The organism is Streptomyces phaeochromogenes (assembly GCF_001418655.1).
GTDB classification, from domain to species: Bacteria; Actinomycetota; Actinomycetes; order Streptomycetales; family Streptomycetaceae; genus Streptomyces; species Streptomyces phaeochromogenes.
On sequence record NZ_LIQZ01000085.1, the window covers coordinates 34,270 to 44,577 of the forward strand.

The window sequence follows — 10,308 nt, forward strand, 5'->3', positions numbered from 1 at the left end:
ACCAGTAGTCGGTCGCCGACGCTCCCGAGTTCCCGCGTCTTCGGGCCAATTTCCTTTGCTGTGGCGGCACTTGAGGGAATGAACCCCTGGCATCACACGGTCGGCGGCGCGGGCACGCTCCTGGCGTGTCCACTCCCCCGGCCGGCCCCACGAACAAGTAGTCGCCCCGACGGACCGCGGAGTTCCCGTGTTCGCGCGGCGTTCTGTTCAGCCGCGCCTGCGAAGGTGCGCGCGGGCCTCCACCGCACTGCGGCCTCTGCGGTGAGGCGGTCGCGGACCCGAGACGGCCGACTCCACCAGAAGAAAGAGCAGCCCGCTCAGCACCAGTCCCGCGACGCAGCCCAGCAAAGCCCCGGGAAGGCCGCCCACCACAGAACCCAGCCAGGCGTAACCACCCGCCAGCACGCCAAGGGTGGCTGCGCTCAAGGGCCAGGCACCGTCGATCCGTGGCCAACGGTGTTCGGCTCGAACAGCCTCCTGCTCCCACGGCCAACTCCGCGGTGTCCCTGCCTTCGACTCTCGCGCGTGACCCAGCATGTCGCCCCTCCCCACCACGGTCAGCACAGTTCCGCAACCGCGTTCGTTCCCCACTTCGGAAGGGGTCCTTCCCCGCCACCACCGGCCGGAACCAGTCGGCTCGGCAAGTACCGGGAACCAACCGGACCCGCGCCACGACCACTGACACATGCAGCCGAGAAGCCTGATGCGTGTGATGGGCCGGAAGCGGAACTCGCCCCTGGGAAACGTCCTGCGGGCTGTCGCGGCACCATTGGGGGCCTCCTGTGGTGCGCTGGCCCTGCTCGTGGCCTACACCGCGACCGGCGCGGCAGGCGAAGCGCCGCCCAGGATCACGATCGTCGACGCGCGCATCATCGCGGCACCCGCGGGCTCCGACTCCACCGCCGCCTACTTCGAGGTCCGCAACACCGGCTCGTCGAAGGACACACTGCTGTACGCCGACTCGACGGAACTGGGCCTCAGCATCCTCCGCCGTACGGTGCGCCGGACCGGGACAGGGCGTACGGATCCCGTATGGGCTGTCGACGTTCCGGCAGGCGGCACGGTACGCATGGCCCCGGGTGGACTCGGGGTCGTGGTCCTGGATCCTCCCGTCCTCAAGGCCGGGCAGACGGTGCCGTACACCCTGTGGTTCCGACAGAGCGGGCGGGTCGCCGTCCGGGCGACCGTGACCGAGGGCGTGCGGTGAGCCCCGGCACCAGGGTGGGCCGGAGAAAGGGAGGGGTGCCGGTGTCCCGCGTCCGCGGAAGACACCGGCACCCCCTTCGTCACGCCGCCACAGCGGCCGGGACAGGCAGTTCCTCGGCCTCGGCAAGGAGTTCGACGAGGACCGCCCGGGCCCGTGCCACCCGCGACCGGATCGTCCCGACGGGACAACCAGTGACCTCGGCAGCCTCCTCGTAGGGCAGCCCCGCCAACTGGGTGAGAACGAACGCCTGGCGGCGCTCGGGGGGCAGGGCGTCCAGCAGGTCGAGCAACGCCACGCCTTCCTCGAAGCCGGGCACACCTCTCGGCTGCGCCCGCTCGGCCCGTATCGTCCAGTCGTCCCCGTCGACCAACCGCGGCCGCGTGGCGGCGTACCGCAGGCTGTCGACCACCGTGCGACGCGCGATGGACAGCAGCCACGTGCGCGCCGAGGAGCGCCCCTCGAACCGGTGCAGACTGCCGAGCGCCCGCAGGAACGTGTCCTGCGCCAGATCGTCGGCGAGCTGGCGATCGGATGAGAGGTGGGTGATGTAGCGGACGACGTCGGGATGCAGGGCCCGTACGAACCGGTCGACGGCGTCAGGGTCGCCACCGCGGGCGGCCAGCGCCCAGGCGGTGGCCGACTCGTCTCGCGATGCCGCGCCGGACTCGACCGTCACCTCGTACCCCGCCTCACGCTTTTCGCGCGAGACGGGAAGGACAGGAGTGATCACCTGTATGTCCTTCTCGGGTTGCCCGGGATCCGGCACGGCGGCACGCGCGACCGCGCACTGACGCGCGATGCGCCGGGCACGCGGGGTGCGCGGAGGCACGCGGTGCGCCGCTGCGGAAAGTCCCGGAACAGGAGGAAAGTGGGATGGGGCCGTACGACGTGAACGACCCGTGCCCGAAAGCCCTGCCCCCGATCCCGGCGCCTACGACACGGCGCTCATGGGGATGCCGAATGGGGGGACGGCCTCGGGGAACCAGCTGTCTCAGGCGACAGCAGTCCCGGCCGGAGGCCCCCGAGAAATGATCGTGTGAGCGAGCGTCAGCCTTGGTACCCGCTCCGAACGCTCACGCGTGGGCCGCGGGCACGGCCGGTGGTGCGGCACGGCGGACAGGGCGATCGGCAGCCGCAGCGGAGCGGCCAGCCATCCCGCGACGGCCCGCAGGACACGGAAGGCGGCCCGCTCGCCGTGGGCCAGCCACAGGCCGCTCAGCAGCGCGGCCAGAGTGTGGGCGGCGAGCATGCCGAACGACGACGTGCCGCCCATGTCGTGAGCCATGTGGCCGAGTTGCCCCGCATGCGCCGAGTGGCCCATGTCCATGGAGCCCATGGAGGCCATGTCGATCGCGTCCATGGACGTGGAGCCCATGGGCATGCCGCTCGGGTCGCCACTCATGTGATGCGCCACGGAGTCCGTGCCGGACCCCGACGCCGCCGACTGGGCCAACGAGAAGGTCCAGTGGAGCGCGCCCTGGACGAGGGCGACGGCGGACACCACCAGCGTGAGCCCGCGTTCACGGCCCGCCAGACACCAGCCGACGCCGCTCGTGGCGACGAACCCGGCGGCCATGGTCCACCAGGGCACGGTGGAGCCCGACATCAGGACGTGGCCGAGGGCGGCGAGCAGCACACAGACGACCGCGAACACCGCGGCCCGTATCGTGCGTGCACACCACCCAGCAGTCATGTCGGCCTTATCCTTGCATCCGAGCCCCGCTCGTCACTGGTGGGTACGCACAACACCCGGGCCTGCCACTCAACCCCGCATCAGTGATACAGGACACACCAACATGCCGGAACCCGATGGGCGGTTCGCCCGACTTCTGGGAGTGGGAAAGTCACGTTCCGTCCTGGCCCGGTCGGACCACGACAGCGGGGTACTTCACAGCCGCGCTGTGCTCGAAGTGCAAGGTGAACGTGACGAGGTCACCGGCCTGCCACTCCGTCTTCGCCGGCACGATCACGTCGAGGCCGGACGGGGACATGGCGAGGCTGCCGCCGGCCGGGACGGACACCGAGGCCACCGTCTGGTCTGATGCCGTGTTGACGGTGACCATACGGTGGCGGCTCAGCCTGGTGACACCGTCGATTTCGGCGGAGGTCACCTTCAGCAGCCGGTCCGCCGATCCCCCGCTGTTGGTGATCCGGAAGAAGGCCGCTGTCTCCAGGGTGTCGCCGGTAGGCAGGAACACCCGGCCGTCGCTGACTGCGACACGGGCGGGGCTGCCCGCGTTGCCATAGGCGGTCCACATGCTCAGACCGCCGAGGGCGAGACCGAACGCGGCGACGGGCGCGAGCGCGGCTGACAGGGTGTCGGTGAGTCGACGGCGGTCGGGTCTCCAGGTGTCGCCGGTCATCGGGTGCGGCTCCGGGCGGGTGAGGGCTGCCAGGCGCGCAGCCGCAGGCTGTTGGCGACGACCAACACCGAACTGGCCGACATGGCCGCCGCGGCGACCATCGGATTGAGCAGGCCCACCATCGCGAGCGGCACGGTGACGGCGTTGTAGCCGAAGGCCCAGACGAGGTTGGCGCGGATCGTGCCCAGCGTGCGCCGAGCGAGCCTGATCGCGTCCGCCAGGGACTCGATGTCACCGCGCACCAGCGTGACATCGGCGGCTCCGATCGCAACGTCGGTGCCGGTGCCCATGGCGATCCCCAGGTCGGCGCTGGCCAGCGCCGCGGCGTCGTTCACGCCGTCACCGACGACCGCGACCCGGTACCCCTGCTCCTGCAGGTCCAGTACCAGATCGGCCTTGTCCTCGGGCGTGCGGCGGGCATGCACCTCGTCGATGCCCAGTGCGTCCGCGACGGCCCGGGCGGGCGCCTCGCGGTCTCCGGTGGCGAGCACGGGGCGCACGCCGAGGCGCCGCAGCCGCTCGACAGCCCGATAGCTGCCGGGCCGCACGACGTCACCGATCTCGATCAGGGCTTCTGCCGTGCCGTCCACGCGGACCAGTACGGGCGTGCGGGCGGCGGCTTCTGCCACCGGAAGGGCATCCGCGAGCGCGGCGGGCAACTCCTCGTCCGGGGCGAGGACTTCGATCAGCCGCCCCTCGACCCGGCCGCGCACCCCCAGCCCCGGCAGGGCGCTGAAGCCACTCACGTCCGGCAGCCGTTCCTCGGGCGACTCCCGCCGGGCGTACGCAGAGATTGCCCGGCCGAGCGGGTGTTCCGAGCCCTGCTCAACGGCACCGGCCAGCCGCAGCACCTCCTCGCGACCGAGCCCGTCCGGTACGGCGGTGACCCGGGCGACGCTCATGTGCCCCGAGGTGAGCGTGCCGGTCTTGTCGAGGACGACGGCATCAATGTGCTGAAGCCCCTCCAGCGCCTGCGGACCGGTGACGAGGACACCCAGTTGGGCACCCCGTCCTGTGGCGGCCATGAGCGCTGTCGGGGTCGCGAGGCCCAGCGCGCACGGGCAAGCAACCACCAGGACGGCCACACAGGCCGTGATCGCCGCCTGCGGATCGGCCCCGGCACCCAGCCAGAACCCGAGTGCCGTGACGGCCAGCGCCAGCACGACGGGCACGAAGACACCGGCCACCGAGTCGGCCAGCCGCTGAGCGCGCGCCTTACCTGCCTGCGCGTCGGTGACCAGCCGGGTGATGCGGGCGAGCTGTGCGTCGGCGCCGACGGCCATCGCCCGTACGAGCAACAGTCCGCCGGCGTTGACGGCCCCGCCGACCACCGCCGAGCCCGGCCCGACCTCGACCGGCTCGCTCTCCCCGGTGACCAGGGACAGATCGACCGCGGAACTCCCCTCCACCACCGCGCCGTCGGTGGCGACCCGCTCCCCGGGCCGCACAAGGAAGACCTGCCCGGCCCTCAACTCCTCAATGGGGATGAGCCGTTCGGTGCCGCCCTCGCGTACCGAGACCTCCTTGGCGGCGAGTTCGGCCAGCGACCGCAGCGCCGCCCCAGTCCCGCGCCGGGCCCGCGCCTCCAGGAACCGCCCCGTCAGCACGAACAGCGGTACGCCCACGGCCGCTTCGAGGTAGATGTGCGCGACACCGTCCGGGGCGGAGGGTACGAGCGTGAACGGCATCGTCATCCCGGGATCGCCGGCTCCCCCGAGGAAGAGCGCGTAGGTCGACCACGCGAAAGAAGCCACCACACCCAGGGACACCAACGTGTCCATGGTCGCCGTCGAGTGCCGCAGCCCTCGCATCGCCCGCACGTGGAACGGCCAGGAGCCCCACACGGCGACGGGCGCGGTGAGAACGAAGCACAGCCACTGCCAGTTGCGGAACTGGAGCGCGGGCACCATGGACAACACGAGCACCGGCACCGCGAGCAGCGCCGTGAGCAACAGACGGTCGCGCTCCTGCCGAGCGTCGTCGGACTCCGCTTCCCCGTCCGCGTCCTCAGGCTGCTTCTTCTTGGAGGGCTCGGGCAGGGCGGCCGTATAACCGGCCTTCTCGACCGTCGCGACCAGTTCCTCCGGGCTGATCTGCGACGGATGACTCACCCTGGCCCGCCCGGTGGCCAGATTGACGGTCGCCGTGACCCCATCCAGCTTGGCGAGCTTCTTCTCGACCCGGTTCACGCAGGCCGCACAGGTCATGCCCCCGACGGCCAGATCGGTCGTCACCAGGGCGGCCACCGGCTCGGCACTCATCCGTTGCCTCCCCCGCGCATGTCCATCTCGTCCATGTCTCCCATGTCCCCGCTCCCGCCGCCGGGTGTGTCACTGGTGCCGTGCATGCCGGGCGCGACGGGGCCGCTGGAGGCCCCCACTGCGTAGGACACCGTGAACATCAGGGCCAGCAGCAGAAGGAAGCCGCAGAGCGCGGGCGGTGGCGCCACCTTCCGCAGCACCGCACCCACGCCCAAGAAGGAGGATTGCCGGGACTCGTTCATCAACCGCGTCTCCAGGTCACGACGTACGACGTCGCTCGGATCGCGCCGTACCGAAGCAGTAGTCGGAATGTCCACGGTCCGAGTTCCGGACCAGGTCTGTGGCACGCGTCACACAAGAGCCGTCCGCCTCATACGCCGCGTCGGGTCGGGTCGGTCCGGAACCCGGCGGAACGGCTGCGCACAACGGCGAACACTGCCCGAGCAGGGTGGCGAAGCCGACGCTGTTTCACGTCAGGGTGTCCACCACCGAATACGGGACGAACGTGCTGCTGTTCTGGTCGATCCGCAGCTGGCGCCCGAGGGGCGGTGCGGCCCGCTGGGGGCATTCGAGACGTTCACAGACGCGGCAGCCCATGCCGATCGGCGTGGCCGCGGAGGCGTTGTCGAGGTCGAGGCCGTCGGAGTAGACGAGGCGGTGGGCGTGGCGGAGTTCGAAGCCGAGGCCGATGGCAAAGGTCTTGCCGGGCTCGCCCCAGCCACCGCGGTGGCGGGTGACCGCGCGGGTCGTCCACAAGTACCGCTGCCCGTCGGGCATTTCGGCGATCTGGACGTGGATGCGGCCGGGGGCGGTGAACGCCTCGTAGACGTTCCAGAGCGGGCAGGTGCCGCCGACGCGGGAAAAGTGGAAGCCGGTCGCGGACTGGCGTGGCCGGCCGGGACGCCACGAGCGCCCCGGCCGCGACAAAGCAGGACGCCATGACAAAAGTGCGTCGTTGCGATCTCTCCACGCGGGGCGAGTGCTCTGCGCAGCGCGCCCTAGTCAAGTCCGCCGAAGGAGGCGCCGGCGCAACAGACGCTCCATGACGGGGTCGGCGGTGAGTTCGGATTCAGCGGATTCTTGCGAGGAACCCCGGGGCTTCAGCCCCGGGAGGAATCGCATCCTGAGATGAGCGACGCGGAGCGTCGCGGAGCGTCGTGGTGTCGTGACCGGCGGAGCCGGTGAGAAGGTCGGCGCGGAGCGGTGGGAGTGCTGGGTCCGGCGGAGCCGGACCGGTGGCTCAGCCGGGGCGTTTCTGGTTCTCGATGTACTCCTTGATGACATTGAGCGGGGCTCCTCCGGCGGAGGCGGCGAAGTAGGACGGGGACCAGAAGTGGTCGCCCCAGAGGTAGCGGCGGATGTGGTCGGGGAACTCCTGCCGCAGACGTCGTGCGGAGACGCCTTTGAGTGAGCCGACCAGGCGGGACAGGGCGACCTTGGGGGGATAGTGCACGAGGAGGTGGACATGGTCGGTTTCGCCGTTGAACTCGGTCAGTTCCGCTCCGAAGTCGGCGCAGACAACTCGCATGACCTCCTCGCAACGGACGAGGATCTCGTCGGTGAAGGGACCGCGTCGGTACTTCGGAGTGAAGACCAAGTGTGCATAGAGGGTGTAGACAACCGTTCTACCCCTCCTCAGATCGGGGTTAGGTTCCCATCGGGGTGACATGGACTGATTGTAGGAGTGTTAGCCTCGCGGTCATGAAGCTGGTGGTGCGGGTCAAACTCCTGCCGACGCCCGTACAGGCGGCGGCACTTGAGGCGACCCTGCACGCCTGCAACGAGGCGGCCTCCTGGGTGTCGGCCACTGGCTTCGAGGCGAAGACCACGACCAACCGCGCGCTGCGGGACCGCTGCTACGCCACGGTCAAGGGGCAGTGGGGCCTGGGAGCGCAGGCCGCCCAGCACAGCATCAAGAAGACTGCCGACGCCTACACCACTTTGCGGGCGAACCTGAAGGCCGGCAACCACGGCCGCCCCGGCACCAAGCGGTACGCCAGAGCGGCGGGCAAGCCGCTCGTCTTCCGTAAGGACGCGGCCCAGCCGTATGACGACCGGATGCTGTCCTGGCAGCAATCCGCGCACACGGTATCGATCTGGACCACGGCCGGACGCCTCAAGGGCGTCGCGTTCACCGGACGGGCCGAGCAGCTCGCCGTACTCGCCGCACACCGGCAAGGCGAGTCGGACCTGCTGCACCGGGACGGCGCCTGGTACCTCCTGGCCACGTGTGAGATCGCCGAGGCCGCGCTGAACACCCATCCGGTCGCCTTCCTCGGGGTGGATCTGGGCATCGTGAACATCGTCTCCACCACGGACGGCACCCGGCACAGCGGGCGCCGGATGAACCGGCGCCGGGAGAACGACCGGAAGCTGCGCACCAAGCTGCAGAAGAAGGGCACGAAGTCCGCCAGGCGGCGGGCGAAGAAGCACGCGGGCAAGGAGAAGCGGCGGGCCCGCGACATCAACCACAAGATCAGCAAGTCCATCGTGGCGGCGGCACAACGCACCGGTCGCGGCATCGCCCTGGAAGACCTCGGCGGTATTCGCGAGCGGGTACGGCTGAGGAAGCCCCAACGCGCCACCCTGCACTCCTGGTCCTTCCACCAGCTGGGCACCTTCATCGGCTACAAGGCCAAGCGCTCCGGAGTCCCCGTGGTCCATGTGAACCCGGCGTACACCAGCCAGGAATGCTCGAAGTGCCACCACACCGAACGAAAGAACCGGCCCTCCCAGGCCGTCTTCACCTGCAGAGTCTGCGGCTTCGTCGAGCACGCCGACCTGAACTCGTCCCACAACATCGCCCAACGCGGGTGGATGGCGTGGGTCTGCGGGGCCCAGTCACAGGCCCCTGTCCTCACGCTCATCGCGTGAGGACTGGACGCAGCCGGAACCCATCACCTCCAGTGATGACCCGAGCAGCAAGCCCGGGACTTCAGTCCCGGGTAGTTGACTGACGAGCCTCTGGCGATGTCCAGCGGGACGACGTTTCTCCTGCTCGGAGACGGGCAGCGCGCCAAGGTCGCGACGGAGCCGGCCCTTGTCGTGGTCAGTGACAAGCCGCACACTACTCGGTCCCTGCTCGTGGCCGGAGGCGCCGCAGAGGAACGCCGACTCGACGATCTTCTAGCCGCTCTCGTCGCCCGACCACACCGTCACGTTGGTGGTCAGGTGCCGGGTGCGGGTGGGCGGGTCCTCGACCCAGGCCGTGCCGGACTCAGTGGGAGAGCAGCGTCAGGGTCTTCACCCCCGTCAGGTCCGGCGACGGCAGGAAAGTGGGCGGGTGTTCCGGGTCCGCGCGCAGCACGGGGAAGCGATCGAGCAGGATGTCGAGCGCGATCCGCCCCTCCAGGCGGGCCAGCGGTGCGCCGAGGCAGAAGTGGATGCCGTGGCCGAAGCCGACGTGTGGGTTGGGGTCGCGGCCCGGGTCGAAGGTGTGCGGCCGTTCGAAGACTCGCTCGTCACGGTTGGCGGCGCCGATGCGCACCGCGAGCAGTTGGTCCTTCGGGATCCGCTGCCCGGCGATCTCGGCCTCGGTCATGGTCGCCCGGTACAGGGACGCGAATGGCGACATGTAGCGCAGCGACTCCTCGATGGTGGACGGCAGGAGCGAGCGGTCGGCGCGCAGGCGTGCGTCGGCGTCCGGGTCCGCGTCGAGGCACAGGAGGGTGTTGCCGATCAGCATCGTGGTGGTGACATGCCCGGCGACGAGCAGCACGTTGGCGAAGTTCGCCACCTCGGTGGAGCTGAGGCGCTGCCCGTCGACCTCGGCCTCAACGAGTTTGGTCAGCAGGTCCTCCCGCGGCGCGCGCCTGCGCTCGTCCGCGTGGCCGCGCAGGTACTCCCGCAACTCCCGTGCCTGCTCCAGGCCTTCCTCGATGTCCTGCCGCTGCTCCTCGGTGGACTCGAGCGACACCTCCCGGTCACTGTCGAAGATCTTGTCCACCCAGCCCTTGAACACATCCCGCTCGCCGGCGGGCACCCCCAGGAGTTCGGCGATGACGATCACCGGCAGCGGGTACGCGAGGGCCGACACGAGTTCGACCCTGTCGCGGCCCGCCACGTCGTCGAGGAGTTCGTGGGTGAGGGCGGCGATCCGCGGCGCCAGCTCGGCGACCGTCTTCGGGGTGAAGGCACGACTGACAAGTTTGCGCATTCTCCCGTGGAACGGCGGGTCCATCACGACAGGGTTTCCGTCGAACGAGTCGCCGACGTCCAAGTCCGAGTCCGCGAGGAACACCCGCGCGGTGTCGGACGAGTACGTTGCCGGATCCGCGAAAATCGCGAGCGCCTCGGCGTGACCGTAGACGTTCCACAGACCCGTCTGCTCGTCGAACCGTACGGTCTCCTGCGGCATTCGGCCGTGTAGCCAGAAGCGGCTCTCCTCCACTCCCCACCTGGTGGCGAGGTCGGACATGGTGATTCCCTTCTTTCGATGCTTCGTTGAACCGGTTCCGGAGATCACTGTCACGAAACG

General features: G+C 69.8%; 9 protein-coding genes and 2 pseudogenes. 2 read left to right on the forward strand and 9 right to left on the reverse strand.

Annotated features, from left to right (window positions below):
* Positions 1–685 precede the first annotated feature (685 nt).
* A complete protein-coding gene (locus AOK17_RS12140) occupies positions 686–1,207 on the forward strand; it encodes a copper chaperone PCu(A)C (RefSeq protein WP_055612411.1) in 522 nt (173 codons plus the stop codon).
* A gap of 79 nt (positions 1,208–1,286) precedes the next feature.
* On the opposite strand, the gene AOK17_RS12145 is transcribed toward AOK17_RS12140, so the two are convergent.
* The 7 genes and pseudogenes from AOK17_RS12145 to tnpA form a co-directional block, all read right to left on the reverse strand.
* Entirely contained in the window at positions 1,287–1,937 is a 651-nt protein-coding gene (locus AOK17_RS12145) for a sigma-70 family RNA polymerase sigma factor (RefSeq protein ID WP_055612412.1), read from the reverse strand.
* 261 nt (positions 1,938–2,198) lie between these two features.
* Positions 2,199–2,900 carry a hypothetical protein gene (locus AOK17_RS12150; protein WP_055612413.1) on the reverse strand — a complete coding sequence of 234 codons (702 nt, stop codon included), beginning with the start codon at positions 2,898–2,900 and terminating at the stop codon, positions 2,199–2,201.
* 151 nt (positions 2,901–3,051) lie between these two features.
* Positions 3,052–3,570 (reverse strand): copper chaperone PCu(A)C, encoded by a 519-nt coding sequence (locus AOK17_RS12155; protein ID WP_055612414.1) that lies wholly within the window; start codon positions 3,568–3,570, stop codon positions 3,052–3,054.
* Positions 3,567–5,831 (reverse strand): heavy metal translocating P-type ATPase, encoded by a 2,265-nt coding sequence (locus AOK17_RS12160; protein WP_055612415.1) that lies wholly within the window; start codon positions 5,829–5,831, stop codon positions 3,567–3,569. Before AOK17_RS12160 ends, AOK17_RS12155 begins: the two co-directional genes overlap by 4 nt.
* Positions 5,828–6,148 carry a hypothetical protein gene (locus AOK17_RS12165; RefSeq protein WP_425424605.1) on the reverse strand — a complete coding sequence of 107 codons (321 nt, stop codon included), beginning with the start codon at positions 6,146–6,148 and terminating at the stop codon, positions 5,828–5,830. Before AOK17_RS12165 ends, AOK17_RS12160 begins: the two co-directional genes overlap by 4 nt.
* Positions 6,149–6,299: 151 nt before the next feature.
* Positions 6,300–6,719 (reverse strand): annotated as a pseudogene (locus AOK17_RS12170) (DUF2083 domain-containing protein); the annotation flags it as partial.
* Positions 6,720–7,071: 352 nt separating this feature from the next.
* Complete coding sequence (tnpA, locus tag AOK17_RS12175; RefSeq protein ID WP_079052961.1) at positions 7,072–7,500, reverse strand: IS200/IS605 family transposase; 429 nt, start codon at positions 7,498–7,500, stop codon at positions 7,072–7,074.
* A gap of 32 nt (positions 7,501–7,532) precedes the next feature.
* Here tnpA and AOK17_RS12180 point away from each other — a divergent pair, with 32 nt between their 5' ends.
* Positions 7,533–8,705, forward strand: a complete 1,173-nt coding sequence (locus AOK17_RS12180; protein WP_055612419.1) for an RNA-guided endonuclease InsQ/TnpB family protein — start codon at positions 7,533–7,535, stop codon at positions 8,703–8,705.
* A 252-nt stretch (positions 8,706–8,957) separates the two neighbouring features.
* Here AOK17_RS12180 and AOK17_RS54265 read toward each other — a convergent pair.
* A pseudogene (locus AOK17_RS54265) lies at positions 8,958–9,014 on the reverse strand (hypothetical protein); the annotation flags it as partial.
* A 34-nt stretch (positions 9,015–9,048) separates the two neighbouring features.
* The gene (locus AOK17_RS12185) at positions 9,049–10,248 is read right to left on the reverse strand and encodes a cytochrome P450 (protein WP_055612420.1); all 1,200 of its coding nucleotides are present in this window, start codon (positions 10,246–10,248) and stop codon (positions 9,049–9,051) included.
* Positions 10,249–10,308: the final 60 nt, after the last annotated feature.

Bases quoted from the DNA above. Each gene is read 5' to 3' on its own strand.
- AOK17_RS12185 (WP_055612420.1), bottom strand. From the start codon at position 10,248: ATGTCCGACCTCGCCACCAGGTGGGGAGTGGAGGAGAGCCGCTTCTGG.
- AOK17_RS12150 (WP_055612413.1), bottom strand. From the start codon at position 2,900: ATGACTGCTGGGTGGTGTGCACGCACGATACGGGCCGCGGTGTTCGCG.
- tnpA (WP_079052961.1), bottom strand. From the start codon at position 7,500: ATGTCACCCCGATGGGAACCTAACCCCGATCTGAGGAGGGGTAGAACG.
- AOK17_RS12140 (WP_055612411.1), top strand. From the start codon at position 686: ATGCAGCCGAGAAGCCTGATGCGTGTGATGGGCCGGAAGCGGAACTCG.
- AOK17_RS12160 (WP_055612415.1), bottom strand. From the start codon at position 5,831: ATGAGTGCCGAGCCGGTGGCCGCCCTGGTGACGACCGATCTGGCCGTC.
- AOK17_RS12180 (WP_055612419.1), top strand. From the start codon at position 7,533: ATGAAGCTGGTGGTGCGGGTCAAACTCCTGCCGACGCCCGTACAGGCG.
- AOK17_RS12155 (WP_055612414.1), bottom strand. From the start codon at position 3,570: ATGACCGGCGACACCTGGAGACCCGACCGCCGTCGACTCACCGACACC.